Origin of the sequence: Rhodobacter capsulatus, from assembly GCF_005144475.1 — a bacterium.
GTDB classification, from domain to species: domain Bacteria; phylum Pseudomonadota; class Alphaproteobacteria; order Rhodobacterales; family Rhodobacteraceae; genus Rhodobacter; species Rhodobacter capsulatus_C.
On sequence record NZ_SWJZ01000030.1, the window covers coordinates 56279 to 79814 of the forward strand.

Here is a 23536-nt window from a genome sequence, read left to right on the forward strand (position 1 = left end):
CTCAAAGTCTCGATTGAAGGTCGGAAAGGATTTCGGCCGCCGGTGTGCCGTAGGTGAATTGACGCAGCCACGCGCCATCCGGGCCGATGAGATAGAGGCCGGGATTGTGCGCCATCGTGTACCCGTCTTGCGAAGCGGAATCGGCCTCCCGCTCATAGAAGATCTTGAAGCTTGCGGCCGCAGCCTGCGTTTCGGCCTCGCTGCCGGCCAAGCCGAGGATCGCAGGATGGAAGGCTTTGGTATAATCAGCCAGCCCAAGCCGTCTGTCCCGTTCAGGATCGATCGAGATGAAGATCGGCTGCACCGATCCCGCGTCCGATCCAAGGTCATCCATAACCTGCGCAACTTCGGAGAGCGTGGTTGGACACACATCCGGACAGCTTGTGAAGCCGAAGAACACCAAAAGGAATTTTCCGCGGAATTCGTCCGTCGTGCGGACGCGACCTTCGCTGTCAGCAAGCGCGAAGATGGGCGTGAAGGCAGACGCTGCGGCTTGGGTGTCGTCCGCTGCCGGCCACCACCGCACTGCCGCGAAAGCGAAAGCCGCCGCCGTGGCGGCGACCCAAAGGATGATCTGAAACGAACGAAGACGCATGAACAGTCCAGACGATGAGAACAGCGCGCGGTCTAGAACCTCGAGCAACTAGAGGTTCAACCGACAAAAAGGTGATGAGTTCAGCACCGGCGAGGTTTCGCCGATCAGGCCGCCCCAAGAAATCTGGCGAGGGCAATGCCGAGGAGGGTGCCGAACAGCCCGAAAGCGATGCCGAAGCCTGCGCCATACTGCAGGCGGTCAAGCGTCTTGCCGCCGCGTTTTTGGGCGAGATAGTAGCCACACAGGAATCCGACGATCCCGAAAACTGGTCCGATCATTTCTGGCTTCCTTTCACCACAGTCATTTCGCGCCAAACCCAGAAAGCGAAAACCCCCCAAGAGCCGAGTGCAAGAAGAAGCACGGACCAGTCGCCAAGACGGGCGTAAGGGGTCGGTGGTAGAGGCCTCGGCAAACGCATGTCGATTACGCCAGAAGTCTCGATGTCCAGGATCGCCTGTGTTTTGCCGTAGGCATCGACCACTGCAGAAATTCCAGTATTTGCGGCCCGCACGAGAGGTAGCCCCTCTTCGATGGCCCGCATCCGAGCTGACGCCAGATGTTGCTTTGGACCAATGGAGGTGCCGAACCAGGCGTCGTTGGTCGCATTGAAGATCCAGTCCGGTCGGATGGCATCATCGACAACATGGCTGGGAAAGATGATCTCGTAGCAGATCGCGATGCCCGCATAGGGATGTGGGCCAAATGCAAGGGTGCGGGGACCCGGACCGGGGAGGAAATCACCTAGAGATTCGACCAATCGCTGAAATGGCAGGACACTCCGCCACGGCACATATTCGCCAAAGGGAACAAGGTGATGCTTTGCGTAGCGCGTCAGGACGGAACCGTCCGGCGCAATGGCGAGCACAGCGTTTCGGTACACCGTCCCGTCAGCGGTGACCTCCCGCTCAGGACTGCCAGCCAATAGGACGGCAGTATTCGGCAAGAGCCACCCAAGCATGACGCGGGCCCCAGTGTCCTCGGCGAGAAACCCTGGCCATGCAGTTTCTGGCCAAAGCAGGATATCGTAGTCGCCGGGGCGTGCAGAAAGCGAGAGAAGTCGGAGGATGTTGGCCTTCCGGGATCCTTCGTCCCATTTGGCGCTTTGCGCGATGTTCGGTTGCACGACGCGGATATGTGCGCCGCGCTCTGACGGGGGAACTGATAAAGCAAGGCGCGCAACGCCGAAACCGGCCACGGTGACCGCAATTGCGGTGGCGCTGGCGAAACGGATGACCTGCAACCTGCGAGCAGGCGCGCGGAAAGCCAGCCCGACCAGTGCCGAACAAAGCACCAAGAGGAACCCCAGCCCATAGCTGCCGACCAGGGAGGACACTTGTGCGAGGGGCAACCAGTCGGCCAGCGTGTAGGCGGCAAGGTTCCAAGGAAACCCCGTCAGAACGTGCCCCCGGAGCCATTCAAGGCCGGTCCAGCTTGTCGCGAGCGAAAGAGCCAGCGGCAATCCGGCGCGCGCCATTCGGGCGGCAAGGGCACAGGCGGCTGCTGGAAACACTGCCAGCAGCGCCGCAAGACCGAGGACGGCAGGCAAGGCCAACCATCCGAACCGGTCCGCCTCGACCTGAAAACTCTCCGTGATCCAGAAGAGCCCGGGTATGAACTGGCCCAAGCCAAACAGATATCCCAGTCGAAATGCGACAGGCCACGGCGTGCCATGCAACATAATTGCCAGCACAGCGAAGGCGATCAGCGCAAACGGCAGGATCGAATATGGCGGCAAGGCCAGGACAAGTATGGCGCCAGCGGCCAGGGCCATGCCCAAACTGGGCAGACCTTGGAGCAGTTTTCTGCCGGAAAAGAGATGTGCGTCTGAAATGATCAATCCTGCGAAAGCCCCCGTCTTGAGACGCGAGGGCTAATTGCTCTAGCTACTTGAGGTGCAAGGTATGCGTTTCTGGATCACGGCAATGTCAGAGTGTCGAGCTGTTGGTCGACTTCAAGGGACCGATCCGAAGCCTCGCACGATGAACGGCGCGGAGTTTGTCGCGCAATCGGCCCAAACCGTGCGCCGCTAACGGCTCTTTGATTTGTCCCGCTGGCAAGAGATCGTTACTCACCAATCCAAAACCTAGATTAAGGAGTGATCCATGGCCGATGATCGGATCGGGCGACGGGCCTTGATGGGCGGAGCAGTCGGGATGGCGGGTCTTGCGGCCTTACCAGCCTTGGCGCAGGACGGCACGACCGAGTTTCAGGCTCCTGTATCCGGCAGCGTGCGGAACAACGTGTCCAGCTTCCGGATGCCTCAGTGGCGGGACTATTTTGAGAATACTAAGGGCGGTGCGATTCTGGCGGACACCAAGTCACGCGCGCTGCATTATTGGTCAGAGGATCAGTCGATCTACCGGCTCTATCCCTCTTCAGTCCCTCTGTCCGAGGAACTGACACGGCTCGGGCGGACCGAAATTGTCCGCAAGGCCGTGAACCCACCGTGGCGTCCGACGGCTTCGATGTTGGAGCGCAACCCGGACTGGCCGAAGATGGTCGAAGGCGGATCCAAGGACAACCCGCTTGGTGTCCGCGGAATGTATCTGTCCTGGCCTGCCTATTTGATCCACGGCACCCATGATACCCGGAAGATAGGTCGTAGATCATCGAACGGGTGCATCGGCCTCTACAATGAGCATGTCATTGAACTCTATGATTTGGCGCAGGTTGGCACTCAGGTGCTGCTGATCTAGGTCTATGGCTTTCTGAACGCATCAGGCTGACGTCGCCCGAAAGCTAGGCGGAAGGCGGGCTGATGTTTGCTTGCTTTCGCTAGGCCAAGTGTCCTCAGCCCAATAGCACGGTCGACAACAGGTTCACGTTCAGCACGATGATCACGGCGGCGATCAGCCAGCAAAGGCCGGTCAGCCAGCGGGGGGCGACCAGTTCGCCCATCTTGGCGCGGCTGGCTGTGAACATCACCAAGGGCACGATGGCGAAGGGAAGCTGGAATGACAGCACGACCTGGCTCAGGATCAGCAGTTCGCCGACGCCGCCGCTGCCGTAGAGCAGAATCACGAAGATCGCCGGGATGATCGCAAGGCCCCGGGTGATCAGGCGTCGCGCCCAAGGGGCGATGCGCAGGTTGATGAAGCCTTCCATCACGATCTGTCCGGCCATGGTGGCGGTGACAGTGGAGTTCAGACCGGCGCACAAAAGCGCTACGCCGAACAGGACCGGCGCGAGCGACGAACCGAGCAAGGGCTCCAGCAACAGATGCGCCTTGTCAATTTCGGCTACGTCGTTTTGCCCCACGGTGTAGAAGGCTGCAGCTGCGAGGATCAGGATCGCGGCATTGATCGTCAGCGCGAACATCAGGGCGATGGTGCTGTCCCAAGTCGCCAACCGCAGCGCCTCGCGTTTGGACGGAAGATCAAGCCCGAAGGCGCGGGTCTGTACGATGCCCGAATGCAGGTAGAGGTTATGCGGCATGACCGTCGCGCCGATGATGCCAAGCGCGAGGTAGAGCATCGTCGGGTTGTTGAAGATGTCGCGGCTTGGGGCAAAGCCTGCGATGACTTCGCCCCAGACTGGGTCGGCCTGAGCAATCAACACGACAAAACAGGCGGCGATCAGCGCCATTAGCGATATGATCAGCGCCTCGATCCAGCGAAAGCCCTTGTTCTGCAGCCACAATATCAGGAACACGTCGGCGGCGGTGATGAAGATGCCGATCTCGAGCGGGATGCCGAAGAGGAGGTTGAGGCCGATGGCGGTGCCGATCACTTCGGCCAGGTCTGTGGCAATGATGGCCAGTTCGGCGAAGACCCACAGCGGGACCGACATCCATTTCGGGAAGGCATCGCGGCAGGCCTGCGCCAGATCGCGGCCCGAGGCGACCGCCAGCCGAGCGCAGAGCGATTGCAGCAGGATCGCCATGATGTTCGACAGAAGCGCGACAAACAGCAGCGTGTAGCCGAAAGCCGCGCCACCAGCGAGCGAGGTCGCCCAGTTGCCGGGGTCCATGTAGCCCACGGCCACCAGATAGCCGGGGCCGATGAAGGCGAGGAACCGACGGAAGCGGCTGGTGCCGCCATTGCCGACCGCGATGGTGCGGAAGACCTCGGAAAGCGAGGGGGCTTCGCGCTCTTGTCGCCAGGCTGGGATGGACATGGTCTATAGCGCTCCCGGGTTTCGTCACGGTCCCGACAAGACGTGGCGCATAAAGTTAGACAGTGCTAACAATCTGCCCCTAGACTTTACTTGTCAATCCATCCCATGCGATACTCTGCAGATGACCGAGTTCGACCCTCACACCCGCACTGCGCCGCACGACGGCCCGGCAGACCCGCGCACCGAGGCGTTTCAGGGCGTGCGCGAGGCACGGCGCAATGAATTGGCCGAGGACTATGTCGAATTGATCGCCGAACTGATCCACGAACAGGGCGAGGCGCGCCCGGTGGACATCGCCACCCGCCTTGGCGTGAAGGTGCCGACCGTCAGCAAGACCCTCGACCGGCTGGCGCGCGAGGGGCTGATCACCCGCGCAAAGTATCGGTCGGTGTTTCTGACGGACGCGGGCCGCGCGCTGGCCAAAGAATGCCGGCGTCGGCACGAGATCGTACTGCGCTTTCTGATCAGCCTTGGCCTTGACCCCGAGACGGCAGAGCGTGACGCTGAAGGCATCGAGCATCACGTCAGCGAACGGACGCTGGCGCTGTTCGCAGCCTTTGCCAGTCGGTCCTGATCGGCCTCAGCTGTTCTCGACCGCAAACCGCACATCTGCGATCAGGCTGTCGGCACTGAAGTTCTCCAGCCGCTTGCCGTTCAGAAAGAAGGTCGGGGTCTGGCGGATGGCAAGAGCCTCTACATCAGCGGCGTCCTGGTTGAGGATGCCGGTGATCCCCGGAAACAACTTGTCGCTTTCCGCCCTTTCGAGATCGAGCCCCACGGCCCCGGCGATTTCCCAGGCCACGTCCATCTGCGGCGCACCATGCACGGCCCAGCCCGGTTGCTGTTCCAGCAGCGCGTCCAGCACCGGCTCGAACTTGTCCTGCATCCGCGCGGCCTCGAGGATGCGCACGGCCTCGTCCGAGCCTTCGTGGAAGACGGTATAGCGCAGCACGACGCGGACCTGCGTCGGAAACTGCCCCCGGATCTCCTGCACCACGGGGTGATAGGCGCGGCAGGCCTCGCAGGACGGATCAAAGAACTCGACCAGTGTGACGGGCGCATCGGCGGGGCCAAAGCTGGGGGAATAGTCCCGGACCAGAAGCGCCTGGTCGGCCGCAGGCGCCGCGGCGGCTGCCGCTTCTGCCTCGGCAGCGCGGCGCTGGTTCAGCACGTAGGCGCCACCCGCGAAGGCAGCGAGCCCGAGTGCTGAGGTTCCGATCAAAAGGGTGCGGCGGTTCATGGGCGGTGTCCTTTCGGAAAGAAGAGACAGGCAAGGATCGCCGCAAAGGCGACCGCGGAAAGATAGGGGATCGGCAGGCCAAGGATCATCTGCGCCTCACCGGTGCAGGAGGGGCCATTCTCGGTGCAGGGCACAATTGGCGCGGGCAAAAACCCTGCGTAAAGGCCCGAATGCCACGCCGCCAGCGCCAGCCCGGCGAAGGCCAGCGGAAGGGCATAGGCGCGCGCCATGCCATCGCCGCGCCATAGTGACAGGCCAAGGATCGGCACCAAGGGGAACATAGCGATGCGCTGATACCAGCAGAGCGTGCACGGCATCTGGCCCAGCACTTCACCGATGAAGAGCGCGCCAAGGGTGCCTGCCAGCGCGATCAGGAAGGCGGCGGTCAGGGCAAGATCGTCGCGCGACAGCGTGTCCGGGTCAGCTTTGGTCAAGAACCGGCTCCTTGCGGCGGCGAAGGGGAAGCGAGGCGGCGAGGATCAGGACTGCGCCCAAGGTGATCGCAATATCGGCGACGTTGAACGTGGGCCAGTGCCAGTCGCGCCAGTAGAGATCAAGGAAATCTGTCACGGCACCCTGCCGCAGCCTGTCGATGATGTTGCCAAGCGCCCCGCCCACGACCAGCGCAAAGCCTGCACGTTCCAACGCATGTTGCGCCCGGAATGCCATGAGGGCGAAAGCAAGGGTCAGCGCGCCGGTCAGCGCCGCCATCAAAAGCGGCTTTCCCGCCATGACCCCGCCCATCATGCCAAAGCTCGCGCCCGTATTGAACCCGAGTGCAAGGTTGAAGCCCGGCATGACTGGGATCGCGGTCCCCTGCGATAGCAGCGACAGCGCCGCCGCCTTGGTCAACTGGTCCGCCACCACGGAAGCGGCGATCAGGGAAATCAGCATCATCTTGGTCATTCTGCGGCCTTGCTCTTGATGCCGATCCAGCGTGGGACCGACGCAGCGTAACGATCATAGTCCGGCCCGATTGCCACGCGCAGGGCGGCCTCTTCGGACCGGACCTGCGTGCTGGCGGACCAGAGGAACAGGAGCGGGGCCATGATTGTAGGGATTGCCGGAACCGCCATGGCAACACCCGTCAGCAGCGCCGCTTGCCCCACAAAGGTTGGGTTGCGGCTGAAACGGTAGAGCCCGCCCGAGACCAGATCGCCCGTCTCGCCGCCCACCACGCCGACGCGCCAGGATGATCCCATCGACATCTGAGCGGCAAAGGCCACCATCGCGCCAAGCCCCGCGACAAAGACCCCGATCAGACCAAGGAGGACGGCGCGCCCCTCGGTCCAAAGCGGATCGATCTTGTGCAGGATAGGCACGGCGAGCCAGAGAAGCGGCCCGAAGAACGCCAGGGCAAAGGCAACGCGGAACCCGATTGCCGCCAGCCGGTCGCGTCCGGTCGCACGGTCGAACAGCCAGACCGGACGCCCCGCCGCTTGTGCGGCCAGCGCGCTGCCCCAGAAGAACAGTGCCAGATAGCCGAAGAGAAGGGCCAGTGCGGCCCAGCCAAATCCGGAGATCATCTGCTCAGCTCTCGCGTTCAGGGTTGAACCGCAGCAGGCGCAGGGCGTTCAGCGTCACAAGCACGGTTGCACCGGTGTCGGCGAGAATTGCGATCCAGAGGCCGGTCAGGCCGAAGACCGAAGTCACCAGGAACACCGCCTTCAGCCCCAAAGCGATGGTGACGTTCTGGCGGATGTTGGCCATTGCCGCGCGAGACAGCCGGATCGTTGCGGGAATGTCGGTCACCCGATCGCGCAGGATCGCCGCATCGGCGGTTTCAAGCGCTACATCGGTGCCTGATCCCATGGCCACGCCGACCGATGCTTGCTTTAGCGCGGGCGCGTCGTTGATGCCGTCGCCGATCATCATGACGCCACCTTGGGTGCCGATCTCGCGGATATAGGCAAGCTTGTCCTCGGGCATCATGTCGGCTTCGAACTTCAGCCCAAGGCTTCCGGCGATAGCGGCAGCCGTTCGCGGGTTGTCCCCGGTCAGGATAACTGCGGTCACCCCCATGGCCGTCAACTGGCGCACGGCGTCCTTGGCATCCGCACGCGGCTCGTCCCGCATGGCGATCAACCCAAGTGGGGCTTTCTCGCGGAACACGGCAACGGCGGTCTTGCCGTCCTCCTCGAAAATCGTGGCCTGCCGCAGGCCAAGACCATCGAGCCCGCCGTTTTCCATCGCGTAACGGGGTGAGGACACATAGGCCGCAGCGCCGCCCACGGTTGCAACAACGCCCTTGCCCATCAGCGCCTTGGCGTCTTGCGAGGGCAGCGCGGAAACGCCCGCGTCCTTGGCCTTGTTCAGGATCGCAATCGCCAGCGGGTGGCTCGACCCTGTTTCGACGCCCGCAGCAACGGCCAGAAGTTCAGCTTCGGTGGTAGCCCCGAACGGCACCAGATCCGTCACCTGCGGGCGGCCATGCGTCAGCGTCCCGGTCTTGTCGAAGGTCACGACATCGACCTTCGCCGCCGCCTCGATCACAGCACCACCCTTCATCAACAGCCCGCGCCGCGCCCCGGTGGACATGGCCGAGGCGATGGAGGCAGGGACGGAAATGACCAGCGCGCAAGGGCACCCGATCAGGAGCAGGGCAAGGCCGCGGTAAACCCAGGTGTCCCAAGGCTGACCAAAGGCCAGCGGCGGCACCAGCACAACCAGCGCCGCCACGGCAACGATGGCGGGCATGTACCAGCGGCTGAACCGATCGATGAAGCGTTCGGTCGGCGCGCGCGCCTCTTCGGCCTCTTCGACAAGGCGGATGATGCGGGCGATCGTGTTGTCTTCGGGGCCTTTGGTAACCTTGACCCGCAAGGCGGCCTCGGTGTTGATCGAGCCTGCAAACACGGATTCCCCCGGCCCGCGCGTCTTGGGCACGCTTTCGCCAGTGACAGGGCTTTCATCGACGCCTGAGGTGCCATCGGTGATCTCGCCATCGGCTGGAATGCGGTCGCCGGGGCGGACAAGCACGATCTGGCCCACGGACAGGCTTGCGGCAGGCACCTCGCGCGTGGTGTCGCCGGTGACCAGCTGCGCGGTCTTCGGCACCAGATTGGCCAGCGCCCGGATGCCGTCCCGCGCCTTGCCTGCGGCCACGCCTTCCAGCACTTCGCCCACGGCAAATAGGAAGACAACCAGCGCGGCCTCTTCTGCCGCATTGATGAACAGCGCACCGATGGCGGCTATGGTCATCAGGCTCTCGATGGTAAATGGCTGGCCCATCCGGAGCGCCGCAAAGGCACGCTGCGCCACCGGGGCCACGCCGATCAGACAAGCCGCGATAAAGGCCCATTTGCCGATCTCGGGTGCAAGATACTCGATGATCCACGCGGCCCCCAGCAGAAGCGCGGTGAAGATGACAAGCTTGCCCTTACCCGTCTGATACCAGCGCTTGCCGCGATCTGCGGGGTCGTCATGGACATGGCCGGGGCTGCCGTGCCCGCTGTCGTCGGTCTTTGCATTGGCCATCGCTGCCCGGCCGTGGTCGTGGCCCGCAGCGTCCTCAGGTTCGGCCACGGGGGCGGCGCCGGGCAGAACGAAGTCCTTCTTCGCGCCCGCCTTGCGGGGCTCGATCCCGTAGCCAAGGGCTCGCACGGTCTTCTCGACCGTGTCGCGCCCGGTCTGCGCCTCATCCAGCGTCAAACGCAGACGTTCCGACATGATCGCAACCTCGACACCGCTGACGCCGGGAAGCCGCGCCACTGCATCCTTGATCTTGGTCGCACATGACCCGCAGTCCATGCCGGACACGGTCCAGTCGCAGGATGTTTCGCTTGTTGAACCTGTCATCTTCTTTCCTCCCGCCCAGAAGCGGGCAGTTGCCTTCATCGAATCAGGAACCTAATGTCTCTAGCAACTATAGATTCAAGGGGAATCTGATGCTGACTATCGGAAAGTTGGGCGAGGCCGCCGGGGTAAAGGTACCGACGATCCGCTACTACGAGCAGATCGGCCTGCTTCCCGAGGCTGAACGCAGCGCGGGCAACCAGCGGCTCTACGGCCGCAAGGCGCAGGAGCGATTGGCCTTCATCCGGCACGCCCGCGATCTGGGCTTCACGCTCGAAGCGATCCGCGACCTCCTGAGCCTGTCGGACCGACCGGATCAGTCGTGCGCTGCCGCCGACGCCATCGCAAGGTCGCAACTGATCGAAGTCGAAAGCCGCCTTGCGCGACTGACCGCGCTGAAGGCCGAACTCGAGCGCATGGTCGTTCAATGTGCGGGTGGCAAGATTGCCGATTGCCGTGTCATCGAAGTTCTGGGCGACCATTCGCTTTGCGCGACCGATCATCGGCATCCGGAGACAGAGGCGACGCAATAACGAACCCGCAACACTCGCCATTTAAGCCAGCACCGCCTTGTCCAGAAAACGCCGCCCCGGGCCGCTAAAGCATCAACGGCACTCCGTTCAACCGGATGTGCGTTGCCGAATTTTTCTTCTCATGTCATGCATTCTGAATGTCGTGGATAGTCCGACCCTTTTTAGCAGTGCTGTTGGCTGTGTCCCTGTTCGGGGCCACAGTCAGTGAGGTATCGGCCGGACTTGCAGCGGAGATCGCAGCAGTAGCCGACCCGTGCTGCGAAGGCGATTGCCCAGATGTCCAGGCATGCGGCGTCGCCTGCGAAATGATGGCGCGTGGCGGAATGACAATGCTCGCTCTGGTACAAGTCTCAGGGCTTTCTGTTACCGAGGAGGCATCTGCTGCAGTCCTGATGCTTCCTGACCTGCATCCACCATCCGGGCTTCCGCCGGATGGCTTGAGGCGACCTCCCCGCATTTGACCCTGCCGCGTGCGCAAGCACGCGGATGTTGCCGTTTGCACCTGCGCCAATTGGCTTCGCGGGTGCGCTCTCGCTGCAATCAAAGGGTCTTCCTCATGACAAACATGTTCCGCCGCATTTGCGGCTCTGTTCTGGCACTTCTCATCGGCGCATCTGCCCTCTGGGCAGGTGCAGACGACTACCGTTTCGAGATCGTCTCGACCGACCATCGTGTCGGTTCTGGGGTAACGATTGAACTTCGTCTGACCGATCTTCGCACCGGCCAGCCGGTCGAGGGCGCGGTCATCTATGCCACACGCATGGACATGGCCCCCGACGGAATGGAGACGATGACCTCCCCCGTCACCGCATTGCCGGCCGAAGGTCCGGGCACTTACCTGTTCAGCACGGATCTCACCATGGCGGGGGGATGGCGGTTTTCAGTGGCGGCCAAGGTGCAGGGTGAACCGGAAACCGTGAAGGCAGAACTGGAATTGCGAGCCGAGCCATGAGCGCGGTTGGCAAGCTGACTGCCGCAGTCCTTGTTGCAGGCAGTGCCGGATGGATCGGGCTGACCGCAGGCGAAAAGGGAATCACCGTGGCCAGCCTGATAGGCATGGCTGAGATGCAGCTTGCCGTCTTGATGGGCAATGACGCAGTCGCCATGCCGGGTGCTGACGCCCCTGAAGCAGAGCCGACCGGCCCGGTGATCTACTGGAGGCACCCGGATGGGTTGCCCGAATGGTCGGTATCCGAGCGGCAAACGGCAGATGGGCGCGCCTTCCTGCCTGTTCTCGCCAGCGAGGATCTCTCGCTGGGCCCTGCGCCCGAGCCCAGTTCAGAAATGGCAATGGCTGAAACAGGTGAGCGGACCATCCTCTACTACCGCAACCCGATGGGCCTGCCAGACACCTCGCCAGTACCGAAGCAGGACTCAATGGGGATGGATTACATCCCCGTCTATGACGGTGAAAACAGTGATGACGGCTCGGTCACTGTCAGCCCTGGCAAGTTGCAGCGCACCGGGGTGCGGACGGCCGAAGCAGTGTTGGCACCTCTGGCGGCCACATTACGGGCGCCGGGCATCGTGGAACTGGACGAACGCCGGATCAGCGTGATCTCGTTGCGCGCCGACGCCTTCATAGAAACCGTTGCCGATGTGACCACGGGCAGCACGATCGCCGAAGGCGCACCGCTCGTGACGCTTTATTCACCCGAGATCGCTGCCGCTCTTGCACAGTTCCTGACCGACGTGCGGTCGGAAGGGCGGTTGAGGGACGGCGCACGGCAACGATTGGAAAACCTCGGCGTGCCGGGCGAGGTGATCGACCGCATCGCGACTGAAGGCCAGACGACGGTCAGTATTCCTATCATGGCCCCGCGCAGCGGCGTGGTGCTGGAGCGCATGGCAGTCGAGGGCATGATGTCGGAGGCGGGTGAGACGCTGTTTCGCATCGCTGACACCTCGACTGTCTGGGTCATCGCCGAAGTGCCTGAAGCGGCACTGATGGAGATTGCGGTAGGAGCAGTGGTTCGCGTGAGTTTTCGGGGCCTCACAGATGGCCCGATTTCGGGCCGTATCGACACCATTTACCCCGAAGTCGATATGATGACCCGCACGGGAAAGCTGCGGATTGAATTGCCGAACCCGGACGGGCGTCTGCGCGCCAACATGTTTGCCGAGGTCGAAATCATGCTCGGCGGCGCACCCGTGGTGCAGGTGCCCGAGGGTGCTGTGATCGACACCGGCGACCGGCAGGTGGTGATCCTTGATCTGGGCGAAGGGCGGTTCCGGCCCGAACCTGTGATCGTGGGGCGCAAAGGCGGCGGCATGATCGAGATCGTCAGCGGCATCGAGGCGGGTGACACGGTTGTCAGCGCCGCCACCTTTCTGATCGACGCCGAAAGCAACCTCAATGCGGCTTTGGCTGCCCTGGCAGCGCCTGAAGCCACCCCGAAGGCCAACCCATGATCGCCCGTATTATCGAATGGTCGGCCCGCAATGTGCTGCTGGTTCTGTTTGCCACCGTCTTTACCGTCGCGGCAGGCCTGTGGTCGCTACGCACGCTGCCGATCGATGCCATTCCGGACCTTTCGGATGTGCAGGTGATCGTGCTGACCGAATACCCGGGGCAAGCGCCGCAGGTCGTCGAGGATCAGGTCACCTATCCCCTGACCTCGGCCATGCTGACTGTGCCGCAATCAAGGGTCGTGCGGGGGTTCTCGTTCTTCGGGATCTCCTTTGTCTACGTCATCTTCGAGGATGGCGTGGACCCCTATTGGGCGCGGTCCCGCGTGCTGGAATACCTCAACGCCGCCGCAGCACGTTTACCGGATGGAGTGACGCCCGCGCTTGGGCCGGATGCGACGGGCGTGGGCTGGGTCTACCAGTACGCGCTGAAGGGCGAGAACCTGAGCCTGGCCGAGCTACGGTCATTGCAAGATTGGGTGATGCGTTTTGCCATCAGCGGTGCCGATGGCGTGTCGGAAGTCGCCAGCGTCGGCGGGTTTGTGAAGCAATACTCGATCACCGTGGATCCGGTGCGGATGCGGGCGCTTGGCATCACCCTGTCCGAGATCGGAGAGGCAGTTGCGGCCAGCAATATGGACACCGGCGGGCGCACGGTCGAGCTGTCGGAATTCGAGTTCATGGTGCGGGGGCGCGGCTATCTGGACGGCATCGGTGATCTTGAGATGGTCCCGATCCGCGCCGAAGGCGGCGTCCCGGTCCTTTTGCGCGATGTTGCGCGGGTCGAGATAGTGCCCGACGAGCGCCGGGGCATTGCTGAGCTGGATGGAGAAGGCGAGGTCGCCAGCGGCATCGTGCTTCAGCGCGTGGGTGCCAATGCTCTCGACGTGATCAACAATGCCAAGGCCGAGATCGAGACCATCGCGCAAAGCCTGCCCGATGGGGTGGAGATCGTCACGGTCTATGACCGGTCCGACCTGATCCTGTCGGCCATCGAGACCCTGCGGACGACCCTGCTTGAAGAAAGTATCGTCGTAGCCCTGGTCACCTTCGTGTTCCTGCTGCATGTCCGTTCGTCGCTGGTAGCCATCATCATGCTGCCCGTGGGTCTGCTGATGGCCTTCACCGCCATGCGCGCGCTCGGCATCGGCGCCAACATCATGAGCCTTGGCGGCATCGCCATTGCCATCGGCGCGATGATCGACGCCGCCATCGTGATGATCGAGAACGCCCACAAGCATCTGGAGAGGGCGGAACCCGGCAAGCCACGGGTGGAAGTGCTGATCGAAGCCGCGTCCGAGGTTGGCCCGGCGCTGTTCTTCAGCCTGCTGATTATCACCGTCTCCTTCCTGCCGATCTTCGCGCTGGAAGGGCAAGAGGGCCGCCTATTCGGCCCCTTGGCTGCAACCAAAACTTTCGCCATGGCGGCCGCAGCGCTCTTGTCAGTGACGCTGGTGCCCGCGCTGATGGTGATCTTCGTGCGCGGGCGGATCGTGCCGGAACACCGCAACCCGGTGAACCGCGCCCTGATCGCGATCTACCGACCCGTCATCCAATGGGTGCTGCGGGCGCGGGTGTTCACAATCACGCTCGCGCTGGTGGCACTGGTCGCCACAATCTGGCCCGCGCGGCAGTTGGGGTCCGAATTCATGCCCGCTCTGGACGAGGGCACGATGATGTACATGCCCACCACCCTGCCGGGCTTGTCCGTCACCAAGGCAGCGGAACTGATGCAGATGCAGGACCGCATCATCCGCAGCTTCCCGGAAGTCGAGACAGTCTTCGGCAAGGCGGGCCGTGCGCTGACGGCAACCGACCCGGCCCCGACCGAGATGTTCGAGACGATCATTCAGTTGAAGCCGAAGGATGAGTGGCGCGATGGCGTCACGATGGAAAGTCTGCGGCTGGAAATGGACGCCGCCCTGCAATTCCCCGGCGTCTCGAACGCCTGGACCCAGCCGATCCGCGCCCGCATCGATATGCTGGCCACCGGCATCCGCACGCCTGTGGGGGTGAAAGTCTTCGGCACCGACCTTACAGAAATGGAGGCAGTCGCGCGGCAGGTCGAGGCGGTGCTGCGGAATGTTCCCGGTACCACCAGCGCCTATGCCGAACGGGTGATTGGCGGCTACTACCTCGATATCGTGCCGGACCGTGAACGGCTGGCGCGTTACGGCCTGTCGATCCAGGACGTGCAGGAGGTGATCGCCATGGCTCTTGGGGCCGAGGCGATCACCCAGACCGTCGAGGGACGCGAGCGCTACAACGTGGCACTGCGCTATCCCGCAGCGCTGCGACAGGATCCTGAGGCCATCGCGCAGGAGGTGCAGGTGGCACTTCCGGGTGGTGGCACTGTGCCCCTGGGCGCGGTCGCCGCTGTCGAGCGTACCCGGGGTGCGACGTCGATCCGCACTGAGAACGGTCAGCTCGCCGTCTACATCTTCGTGGACATTGCGGGCCGCGATCTGGGCGGCTATGTCGCCGAGGCACAAGCGGCAGTGGCTGGCGAAGTGATCCTGCCGCCCGGCTATTCGCTGGGTTGGAGCGGTCAGTTCGAATACCTCGAACGTGCCAAGGCGCGGTTGGCAATTGTGGTCCCGTTGACGTTGGCAGTGATCTTCCTGCTTCTCTTTCTGAACTTCCGCCGCTTGACCGAAACCCTGATCGTCATGCTGTCGCTGCCGTTCGCGCTCGTCGGCGGGGTCTGGCTGATGTGGTGGATGGGGTTCAACACCTCCGTGGCAGTCGCCGTCGGGTTCATCGCGCTGGCTGGCGTGGCGGCGGAAACCGGGGTGATCATGTTGATCTACCTCGACCATGCGCTGGCTGAACGCCGGGCCGAGGTCGCCCGCGCTGGCCGCACCTTCACCCGCGCCGATCTGGATGCCGCGATCATGGTCGGCGCGGTCGAACGGGTGCGGCCCAAGATGATGACCGTGGTGGCCATCATGGCAGGCCTGATGCCAATCCTCTGGGCGCATGGCACAGGGTCCGAGGTCATGAGCCGTATCGCCGTGCCGATGATCGGCGGCATGGTGTCGTCCACCATCCTGACATTGGTCGTGATTCCGGCCGTCTATGCGCTCATCAAGGGACGCGGGCTGGCGAAGGCAAAAGACATTGCCAACGGTGGTGCCGTCGTGAAGCCAATGGGTCAATCCCTGGCCTGAAAGTAGTCGGAGAAACCCCAGCAAAAATGATTTGAGCAAGCAAGTCCGAGGTCTCTCTTCCGCGTCAAGCCATCTCATCGGGAGATTTCTCCTGCCAAAACGGCGCGTCCGTGCACGGCGAGGATTGCAGTGAACCTTGGACAGCCGAACTGTCGGACGACATTTAGGACACGAGCATCGTAGGCGGTTTGGCCAATCAGGCTGCACAAATCCGATGCGTGAAACTGTCGGTTGGCGCTCGGAGCAGCCCGAATCTGCTGATGAAGCTCGAGCGTTTTGGGATCTTCTTTGGCCAGCGGCTCCGGCTCCGATGAAAACGTTGGAGCCCGGCTTGACGAACTGGTCCGCCAGCGCCGCATGAAGCCGAGCAAGTAACCAGCCGGGACATGGGCATTCCCTCGCAACCGATTGAATGCAAGGAAGCGCTCCCAAATGACCTGCGTGTCGACGTTCCAGCAGGCCAGCGATGTCTTTGCAGCCTTGATCAAATCTGCCCAAGGTGTTCGATAGACGTTCGTTCCTACTCCGATCTCGATCTTCCCTGCAAAGATAGTTTTGTTCTTAGACTCTCTAGATAGTGATGTGTCGCCTGCAACTGACACGACATCTGGCGCTGTTCCAGTTGCGATATGCCCCCCGAACCGGAACAGCCAGGGCGCAAACTTGCCATTGGGCTTCCACCGGGCCAGCGCCAAGCCGGACGCCGCGAGCTCGACCAGGAGCGCCGTCAAGTGCTGCCGCGACACGCCCATCTTCTCGGCGAGGTGCGCCAGTGTGAACGCAGCCGTCCCGCGCTCGAGCCCGTTGTAGCCGTCCTTCCAGGCGATCCCGTCGAGGATGATGGTCGCGAGCTTATGGGCCGCAGTTGAGAGCGGGGTTTCGGTGATGCGGCGCAGAATGGCGCCAGTGGTGAGTTCCATGGTGTGTCGTTCCGTCTTTGGGCGACACCAGACCGTTCAGCGTGCAAAATTTCGTTCCGGCAAAGGCATTTGCCGGTTGAACGGACCCAAAGCTCGCGCTAGATTCCTACCACCACGAGGAAATCAGTGCGGCGTCGGGCCTATGGTCTGGCGTCGTTTCTGTTTCTAGGGATCCGGTCTTTCGATCGTTTGGAGGGAGGGCGGTCCTTCAGGTTCTTAGTAGTGAACCTCTTCGTGTCCGTAGCTGTCTTGATAGTCGCGCCATTCGACGAAGACAGACCGGTGCCAATAAGAACGGCAGTCCGCCGGCACGGCGAGATCTGAGGCGGTCGGAACCGCAGAAACGCTGCTCCGGCGACGGCTGTAGTCGCCTTGAGCTCCATAGGTGCCCATGTAGACCGATCCCCGGCTGTTGCAGTCGCCGTCAGAGTTGCGTCGCTGCTGGTAGGTGATTTCGAACACGCGGATCGAGCGGACGAAGTCAAACGCCGGATCGGAGATGTCGACATCCGCCCGGTCTTGGACGAGCTGAAGCACCCACGGCGTTGCCGGGATTGAGACGAGCGGCTCACCGCGAACGCCGATGTCGAATAGGCGCTCGATCGGTTTCGCCTCACCAAGGAAAGTCGCCCGCATCGGACAGTTCCAGATCTGCAGCGGCGGCTCGACTGGCCATGGGGTGATCCGGGCAATGAAGACGGTACGGGCGTGGGCGCATTCTGCCGAGGCTGGCCAGCCGCCAGCGAGGCATAGAAGGATCGCGCAATCGACAGGGTAGGCGGCGGCGGGCGTCGCAAGAGAAAGGGACACGGCAGTCGCTGCGAGGGTGGCCGCAGCTCGTAGTCTGGTCATGGGGGTTTCCTTTTGATGATGCCGGGGATGGAAAGGGGGCCTGATCTGGAACGGTCAACCGTCAGGCTCGGGGCCGAGCGCCTGGTAGTCGCGGATCGCACGGTTGATCTCTTCGGACACTTGGGCTCGCGCGGCGTCGAGACAGTGCAGATAGGACTGTGCCTCATCGAAGTAGGCCGTGAACTCCTGCCTGATCTCCACGCGATATTCGGCACGTGTGGCCGCATCGGTCAACGGTGCAGGCGGGACCGGCGGCAGGCAGTCCAAGGCCGTCGATGCTTGAGAGACCCCGGAGACAGGCGTCGTGAGCAGGGTGGCGACGACGAGGTGAGCGCGTCTAGAGAGGAGAAAGGACATGCGCGATCCGGGGATTTCAAAACATGTGCATGAATTGCAAAACACCTCTATTGACGCAACAGAATTCTACCGCTAGGTGAGCGCCATGTTGTGCGACGACATGTTTCTCATCAGCGCAACATGCACTATGTTCTGCCGTGAGCGTGTTGCTTTCGGAAGGTGCCAACCCATGAGGAACTTGACCCCGGTGATCTTGCAGGCCGGACTTAAGGAGGCCCTGACCGAAGGCGGCATCGTCGAAGCCCTCTGTGTCGAGGACGCAAAGAAGGTTCTCAATGTCTGGCAAGGCACCTGGCGGATCCAGTTGCGCCTTGGCGACCAGACAGCCCTTCTGGTGATCTCGCGCGGGCTCGAACCCCGGGAGTTCAAGACCGTCACCGGTCTGATCTCCTTCGCGGTCGAGTTGGGTCTGACCACGGTCCCCGTTCCTTTGAAGAAGGGAGAGAAGGCGACCTGGACCCATGACGCAGCGGTGGAGCCCATACCCTGATCTGACCCTCTGCGGCGGGCTGGCGCTTTGGCTCATGGCCGCACAAGGTGCCGTGGCCGAGGTCATCGACCTTGGCGCAGGGACAGAGGACCTGCGGGTTCGGGCCAGCGTTCTCGATTTTGGCAAAGAGTTTCCCAAGCGCGGCGATCTGAACGGCGTCGAGTTCACAGATGGTGTTGAGACCGATGCAGCTGACGACGGTCTCGTTGTGCTTGCGTCCTATGGCACGACCCCGAAGGGCAGGGGTCCGCGTGGCACAGCCGAAATCGAGGATCTCGTACTCGACGTCGGCGACGACTACCTCCGCCATCCAGCGCTGAAGGCGGCCGGGCTCTCCGGGACGGAATGGCTCGCACTCTTTCGGGCCAACATCGGAGTGGAATCCGCCTTCAATCCGGATGCGCGCTCATCGGTCGGTGCCATCGGCCTGGGTCAGCTGATGCCCGGAACCGCCGAACTCCTCGGTGTCGATCCCCATGACCCGGAAGACAATCTGCACGGTTCGGCCCGCTATCTCCTCACCCAGCTTGAGGACTTCGGCGCCGCCGATCTTGCTCTGGCAGCCTACAACGCCGGACCCGAAGCGGTCCGCGACTATGGCGGCATCCCCCCTTATGCCGAGACCGAGGGCCATGTGGCCAAGGTTTTGCGGCTGACCAACGCAACCCTCAGTTCGGAGTAACTCCCTCACATGTTTAGGACCTTTTTTGGCGCGCGATTGCCTCGCCTGGCTTTGCATACCCTTTTGCTGGCGCTGCCTTTCGCGGCAATCCTCGCAGAGCCTGCCCTCGCGCAGAACCTCGACCCCCTCGAAAACATGCTGCAGGTCGTGGTGGACGGGCTGACCGGCCCGATCGGGCGGCTGATTGCGATCCTCGCCGTCGTGGCTGCGGGCTACATGATGTTCACCGGCCGCCTGAACTGGCCCCTCTTCCTTGCGATCTTCTTCGGTGTGGTCCTCGTCTTCTCGGCCGCGACCATCATCGACGGCTTTGCGGCCCCCTGAGGCGGGATCGGCGCCAGACCGGGTGGCATTGCACACCCGGCTTGGCCGATCCCTCGGATGTTCCCCATGCATGACGCGCCCCTGTTTCTCGGCCTCACCCGGCCGCCAAAGATCTTCGGCCTGCCCATCGGCTACTTCGTGAGCCTGATGCTGGGCTCGGTCATTCCCTTCGTGGGCGCGAACGATTGGCGGTTCTTGCTGATCGGCGTCATCGGCTATCCGGTCTTGTGGTTCGTGGCAGACCGCAACCCGCACCTCTTCGAGACGGTCGCGGTGGTCTTTTCCCGGACACCGCGCACACATGGCAAGTCGGCCTTTGGCGGAGATCGCCATGTCAGCTGACCTCAAGTCTCTCTTCCCTGCCACGCCGGCGCTTCGATCTGTCTTGCGGCCTGAGGATCTTACAGCCGAGACCCTCGCCCGGCACTTGCCGTGGCTCTCCGCGCCCGCGGACAATTTGATCCTGACCCGGCAGGGTGACCTGATCGCCTCGGCCGTGGTCGAAGGGCAGGACAGTTTCACGAGGGAAGAAGGGGACCTCTCACTCGCGACCACTTCGCTTGCGCGGCTGATCGGCCAGTTGGGCGAAGGCTTCGGGTTCCATGTCTCCAAGCTGACCCTGCCGGACGCACCCCAAGTGAAGCCCTTCGATGGAGAGGGTTCCGGGGAGGCGTTCGCGGCAATGGTCGATGCCCGCTGGCAGGCGCATCTTCACGCACGCACCCTGAAGCGGCGAGTGCTGGTGGTCTCGCTCATCCTTCGCCCCACGGCGCTGAAACGAGCCCCGCTGATTGGCGCACTCTTTAAGGCAGCCTTCACAGGCGACTTAGGCCAGAGGACCGAACGCTTGAATGAAGCGATGGGCCTTTTGGCCGGGGCCTGCCAGGGTCTGGGCTTTCGGCGCCTAAGCATCTCTTCCGGGGAATGGCTTGGTCTCCTTGGCGTCCTTCTTGGGCAGCCGATGGCCAAGGTGCTTCCGATGCGCGGCCAGTTTCTTGCCGAGGCTGTTGCGTCATCGCAGATGACTTTTGCCGGCAAGCGGGTGGAAATCGAAACCGGCGTCGGGATGCGCTTCGGGACGATCTTCGGTGTGAAATCCTATCCGGCCCGCACCTGGGCGCGGATGCTCGACGCGCTGGAACTGCCCTACGACATCGTCATCACCAACAGCTTCACGCCCGCTCGCAACAACGAAATCGAAGAGCGCATCAAGCGCACGGCACGCCAGATGCGCGCCTCCGAAGATGCCGCCGAAACCCTGCGTCAGGAGCTTTATGAGGCCGCGGACAACGTCGCCTCGGGCCGGCAGGTCTTCGGCAAGCACCACCTGACCGTCATGGTCACGGCCGAGACCCCGGAACAGCTTGAGGAAGCCGCCTCCGAAGTCTGGCGCGCCGGGCAGGATTGTGGGGCGACTCTGGTGCGCGAGAGTTTCGCTGCCCGCGCGGCCTGGTTTGCTCAAGCCCCCGGCAATTGGGCTTACCGCCCGCGCACATCACTTTTGTCAGCCCAGAACTTTGCCCATCTCGCGGCGCTTCACCGGGTGACGGAAGGCCGGTCCAAGGCACAGTCGCCCTGGGGCGAGACGATCACGGCGCTGCCAACGGTCACCTCAAGCCTCTACCGCTTCAATTTCCACGACAAGGGCGAGCGCGGTGCCGAGCCGAGCGCCGGCCACACGCTGGTGTTGGGCCGCACGGGGTCGGGCAAGACCCTCGGCACCGCTTTTCTAATGGCGCAGGCCCGGCGAGTGCATGCCCGCATCCTCGTCATCGACAAGGACCGCGGTCTCGAGATGGCCGTGCGCGCCTTGGGTGGCAGCTATTCTGCGATCAGGATCGGCGAGGCGACCGGCCTCAATCCGTTCCAGACCGAGACCGATGAGCGCGGTGCGGCCTGGCTCACCGACTGGCTTGGTGACATCCTTGCAGGGTCGCGCCCCTTCGAGACCGCCCAAACCGTCAGCTTGAACGCCGCTGTCCGTCAGATTGTCACGGCCGATCCGCGGCTCAGGACGTTCGATGGCCTCGCCACCCTCGTCGCGTCAACAGACGACGAGGGCGACCTTGTGGGCCGGGTCCGGGAATGGGGGCGGGGAGGCCGACATGGCTGGCTCTTTGGGCCCGGGGCCGCTTCCGAGATCAGCCTTTCCGAAGATGTGGTCGGCATCGACATGTCGGAGATCCTTGATCTTGGAACCGAGCGCTCGGCACTTCTCGCCTATCTCTTCCGCCGCATCGAACGGGTGATCGAGGATCGTCGTCCGACCCTCATCGTCATCGATGAGGCCTGGAAGATGCTCGACGATCCGATCTTCGAGAAGCGGCTGCATGACTGGCTTGTCACCATGCGAAAAAAGAACGCCGTGGTGATGATGCTGACCCAGACTCCGACCCATCTGACCCGGGTCAAGGTCGGACAGATCATCGCGGAAAGCGTGGTGACCCAGCTTCTCTATCCGAACCCGCGCGCCAACCCCGAGGATTACCGGATCCTGCGGCTCAACGAGAAAGAGGCCGAGTTCCTCTGCACGCCCACAGGTGGCCTGCGCCTCGCCCTCCTGCGTTCGGCCGGGGACTCGGTCTTCGTGAACATGGATCTCGCGGCTCTTGGGCCCGCCCTCGCCGTGCTTGGCGGCGGCCGATCTGGCGAAGACCGCGCCCCCTATGGCTGGCGTGACACACCCGATTTCTGGAAGGACATGACGTGACCTTAAGCAACCGCCTGATCCCCACTTCCCTTCTCGCGTTCACCCTTCTTTCCGCTTGCGCTGGCGTCGAGACGGGGGCCGTCTCCCCCTGCCATGGCCAGTTCCGAGCCGAGGGCAAATACTTTGCTGCGCGGGAGCAAAGTGACGGCACGACCGTCATCGTCTCGACGATGAACGACCCCGACGCCCGTTGCGAGAACTGAGCCACCTCATGCGTCGTGCCCCTCTCCTTCTCGGGCTTCTCCTCGGCACTGCGGTGCCTATGGGCCTCCTGGCCCAGGGCGTGCCAATCATCGACGGCTCGCGACTGTCGAACTTCATCTCGCGTCTTGTCGAGCAGGCTGAGGACGCGGTGAAGCAGGGGGAGAAACTCAGCACCCGCACAGAACTCAGCGAGATCGAAGACGACCAGCTGGCCGCCTATGAGCGTTTCCTCGCAGATACGACCGGCGTGACTGACCTCAGCGGCTTCGAGATGGGGGAGGGGACCTTCCCTCCTGCCGCCGAGGTCTATCCCCTTGAGGAGACAAGCCCGGAAAGCCAGCGGCTCTTCGGTGAAGGCGAGACGGTCGAGGCGATGATCATCGCCATGGCGGCGCGGTATGAAACGCATCCCGGCGTCGTGAAGGTCGGGCTCACGCCCACGACCTGGCGCATTCTTTTCCAGTCGCTGGTGAAGCAGGAAAGCGGGTTCTCTAACGCGGCGATCAGCCCGGTCGGGGCCATGGGCTTTTGCCAGTTGATGCCCGGCACTGCCGCCGATCTCGGTGTTGATCCGACCGACCCGCTGCAGAACCTCGATGGTGGCGCACGCTATCTCGCGACCCAGCTCAACAGCTTCGGCCGGATCGACTTCGCGCTCGCGGCCTATAACGCCGGACCGGGCAACGTCCAGAAATACGGCGGCATCCCACCCTTCGAGGAAACCCAGAATTACGTCCGCCGGATCTCGGGCTACTACGACGCCTACCTCTCGGTGATCACCGGCGCGGACGTAACGGGCACGCTGGCGGGGGTGGAGGGCGCCAGTGCCGAGTGGGGCAACATGTCCTCGGCCTTCATCGGCTATTCCGGCCAGCAGTCGGGGCAGATCGAGGCGGCGATGGCCCGGATCAAGGGGTTTCTTGAAGAGGCCAAGCCCCAGACCCCGAAAGAAGCGGTCGACCAGAACACCTATATGCTTGCCGAACGCGCGCGCCTCATGGCCCTGACGCTGCGGCTCCGCGCCGGTGCCGTCAAGGTCGAGGCAGCCCGAGGGCTCTCGGACGCCGCGCAATCCCTGCAATACACCACCTTCTGGGAGTACACTCCGTGAGACCTTTCGTCCTTCGAACGAGGGCGCG

General features: G+C 63.0%; 25 protein-coding genes. 13 read left to right on the top strand and 12 right to left on the bottom strand.

Features of this window, described 5'->3' with window-relative positions; translation table 11 throughout:
- Position 1: 1 nt before the first annotated feature.
- The 3 genes from FBT96_RS09115 to lnt all read right to left on the bottom strand — a co-directional run bounded on the left by FBT96_RS09115 (position 2) and on the right by lnt (position 2432).
- Positions 2–595, bottom strand: coding sequence for an SCO family protein (locus FBT96_RS09115; RefSeq protein ID WP_136905978.1), 594 nt, complete (start codon positions 593–595; stop codon positions 2–4).
- 104 nt (positions 596–699) lie between these two features.
- Complete coding sequence (locus FBT96_RS20660) at positions 700–873, bottom strand: hypothetical protein (RefSeq protein ID WP_164517408.1); 174 nt, start codon at positions 871–873, stop codon at positions 700–702.
- Positions 870–2432 carry an apolipoprotein N-acyltransferase gene (gene lnt, locus FBT96_RS09120; RefSeq protein ID WP_136905979.1) on the bottom strand — a complete coding sequence of 521 codons (1563 nt, stop codon included), beginning with the start codon at positions 2430–2432 and terminating at the stop codon, positions 870–872. The genes FBT96_RS20660 and lnt overlap by 4 nt, the downstream gene beginning before the upstream one ends.
- 265 nt (positions 2433–2697) lie before the next feature.
- Between lnt and FBT96_RS09125 the strand changes: the two genes are divergently transcribed.
- Positions 2698–3291 carry a L,D-transpeptidase gene (locus FBT96_RS09125; RefSeq protein ID WP_136905980.1) on the top strand — a complete coding sequence of 198 codons (594 nt, stop codon included), beginning with the start codon at positions 2698–2700 and terminating at the stop codon, positions 3289–3291.
- Positions 3292–3385: 94 nt separating this feature from the next.
- On the opposite strand, the gene FBT96_RS09130 is transcribed toward FBT96_RS09125, so the two are convergent.
- Complete coding sequence (locus FBT96_RS09130) at positions 3386–4711, bottom strand: Nramp family divalent metal transporter (RefSeq protein ID WP_136905981.1); 1326 nt, start codon at positions 4709–4711, stop codon at positions 3386–3388.
- Positions 4712–4832: 121 nt separating this feature from the next.
- Here FBT96_RS09130 and mntR point away from each other — a divergent pair, with 121 nt between their 5' ends.
- Positions 4833–5285 carry a manganese-binding transcriptional regulator MntR gene (gene mntR, locus FBT96_RS09135; protein ID WP_136905982.1) on the top strand — a complete coding sequence of 151 codons (453 nt, stop codon included), beginning with the start codon at positions 4833–4835 and terminating at the stop codon, positions 5283–5285.
- Positions 5286–5291: 6 nt separating this feature from the next.
- On the opposite strand, the gene FBT96_RS09140 is transcribed toward mntR, so the two are convergent.
- Genes FBT96_RS09140 through FBT96_RS09160 form a run of 5 tightly spaced genes read right to left on the bottom strand, consistent with a single transcriptional unit; the run spans position 5292 to position 9749 of the window.
- Positions 5292–5951, bottom strand: coding sequence for a DsbA family protein (locus FBT96_RS09140; RefSeq protein WP_136905983.1), 660 nt, complete (start codon positions 5949–5951; stop codon positions 5292–5294).
- Complete coding sequence (locus tag FBT96_RS09145; RefSeq protein WP_394347664.1) at positions 5948–6385, bottom strand: disulfide bond formation protein B; 438 nt, start codon at positions 6383–6385, stop codon at positions 5948–5950. The genes FBT96_RS09140 and FBT96_RS09145 overlap by 4 nt, the downstream gene beginning before the upstream one ends.
- Entirely contained in the window at positions 6372–6857 is a 486-nt protein-coding gene (gene lspA / locus FBT96_RS09150) for a signal peptidase II (RefSeq protein WP_136905984.1), read from the bottom strand. Before lspA ends, FBT96_RS09145 begins: the two co-directional genes overlap by 14 nt.
- On the bottom strand, positions 6854–7477 hold the full coding sequence (locus FBT96_RS09155; RefSeq protein ID WP_136905985.1) for a methyltransferase family protein: 624 nt from the start codon (positions 7475–7477) through the stop codon (positions 6854–6856). The genes lspA and FBT96_RS09155 overlap by 4 nt, the downstream gene beginning before the upstream one ends.
- Before the next feature lie 4 nt (positions 7478–7481).
- Positions 7482–9749 (bottom strand): heavy metal translocating P-type ATPase, encoded by a 2268-nt coding sequence (locus FBT96_RS09160; protein ID WP_136905986.1) that lies wholly within the window; start codon positions 9747–9749, stop codon positions 7482–7484.
- Positions 9750–9838: 89 nt separating this feature from the next.
- On the opposite strand from FBT96_RS09160, the gene FBT96_RS09165 reads away from it, so the two are divergent.
- The 4 genes from FBT96_RS09165 (at position 9839) to FBT96_RS09180 (ending at position 15858) form a co-directional block, all read left to right on the top strand.
- On the top strand, positions 9839–10279 hold the full coding sequence (locus FBT96_RS09165) for a MerR family transcriptional regulator (protein WP_136905987.1): 441 nt from the start codon (positions 9839–9841) through the stop codon (positions 10277–10279).
- Positions 10280–10835: 556 nt separating this feature from the next.
- Complete coding sequence (locus FBT96_RS09170; protein WP_136905988.1) at positions 10836–11231, top strand: FixH family protein; 396 nt, start codon at positions 10836–10838, stop codon at positions 11229–11231.
- Positions 11228–12691 (top strand): efflux RND transporter periplasmic adaptor subunit, encoded by a 1464-nt coding sequence (locus FBT96_RS09175; RefSeq protein ID WP_136905989.1) that lies wholly within the window; start codon positions 11228–11230, stop codon positions 12689–12691. The genes FBT96_RS09170 and FBT96_RS09175 overlap by 4 nt, the downstream gene beginning before the upstream one ends.
- Positions 12688–15858 (top strand): efflux RND transporter permease subunit, encoded by a 3171-nt coding sequence (locus FBT96_RS09180; RefSeq protein WP_136905990.1) that lies wholly within the window; start codon positions 12688–12690, stop codon positions 15856–15858. Before FBT96_RS09175 ends, FBT96_RS09180 begins: the two co-directional genes overlap by 4 nt.
- A gap of 74 nt (positions 15859–15932) precedes the next feature.
- Here FBT96_RS09180 and FBT96_RS09185 read toward each other — a convergent pair whose 3' ends face one another.
- From FBT96_RS09185 to FBT96_RS09195, 3 genes are all read right to left on the bottom strand, one after another.
- Positions 15933–16778, bottom strand: coding sequence for a hypothetical protein (locus FBT96_RS09185; RefSeq protein WP_136905991.1), 846 nt, complete (start codon positions 16776–16778; stop codon positions 15933–15935).
- A 216-nt stretch (positions 16779–16994) separates the two neighbouring features.
- Positions 16995–17630 (bottom strand): hypothetical protein, encoded by a 636-nt coding sequence (locus tag FBT96_RS09190; RefSeq protein WP_249306403.1) that lies wholly within the window; start codon positions 17628–17630, stop codon positions 16995–16997.
- 54 nt (positions 17631–17684) lie between these two features.
- Entirely contained in the window at positions 17685–17987 is a 303-nt protein-coding gene (locus FBT96_RS09195; protein ID WP_136905992.1) for a hypothetical protein, read from the bottom strand.
- Between the two features lie 178 nt (positions 17988–18165).
- Here FBT96_RS09195 and FBT96_RS09200 point away from each other — a divergent pair, with 178 nt between their 5' ends.
- The 7 genes from FBT96_RS09200 to FBT96_RS09230 all read left to right on the top strand — a co-directional run bounded on the left by FBT96_RS09200 (position 18166) and on the right by FBT96_RS09230 (position 23508).
- On the top strand, positions 18166–18477 hold the full coding sequence (locus FBT96_RS09200; protein WP_126976265.1) for a hypothetical protein: 312 nt from the start codon (positions 18166–18168) through the stop codon (positions 18475–18477).
- Positions 18449–19159: a lytic transglycosylase domain-containing protein gene (locus FBT96_RS09205; RefSeq protein WP_346655936.1), complete on the top strand. Its 711-nt coding sequence runs from the start codon at positions 18449–18451 to the stop codon at positions 19157–19159. The genes FBT96_RS09200 and FBT96_RS09205 overlap by 29 nt, the downstream gene beginning before the upstream one ends.
- 51 nt (positions 19160–19210) lie before the next feature.
- The gene (locus FBT96_RS09210) at positions 19211–19483 is read left to right on the top strand and encodes a TrbC/VirB2 family protein (RefSeq protein ID WP_249306404.1); all 273 of its coding nucleotides are present in this window, start codon (positions 19211–19213) and stop codon (positions 19481–19483) included.
- A 66-nt stretch (positions 19484–19549) separates the two neighbouring features.
- The gene (locus tag FBT96_RS09215; RefSeq protein ID WP_136905994.1) at positions 19550–19825 is read left to right on the top strand and encodes a type IV secretion system protein VirB3; all 276 of its coding nucleotides are present in this window, start codon (positions 19550–19552) and stop codon (positions 19823–19825) included.
- Complete coding sequence (locus FBT96_RS09220) at positions 19815–22193, top strand: VirB4 family type IV secretion/conjugal transfer ATPase (RefSeq protein ID WP_169583340.1); 2379 nt, start codon at positions 19815–19817, stop codon at positions 22191–22193. The genes FBT96_RS09215 and FBT96_RS09220 overlap by 11 nt, the downstream gene beginning before the upstream one ends.
- A complete protein-coding gene (locus FBT96_RS09225; protein WP_136905996.1) occupies positions 22190–22396 on the top strand; it encodes a hypothetical protein in 207 nt (68 codons plus the stop codon). Before FBT96_RS09220 ends, FBT96_RS09225 begins: the two co-directional genes overlap by 4 nt.
- Positions 22397–22455: 59 nt before the next feature.
- Positions 22456–23508, top strand: a complete 1053-nt coding sequence (locus tag FBT96_RS09230; protein ID WP_212635374.1) for a lytic transglycosylase domain-containing protein — start codon at positions 22456–22458, stop codon at positions 23506–23508.
- The last annotated feature ends 28 nt before the right edge of the window (positions 23509–23536 follow it).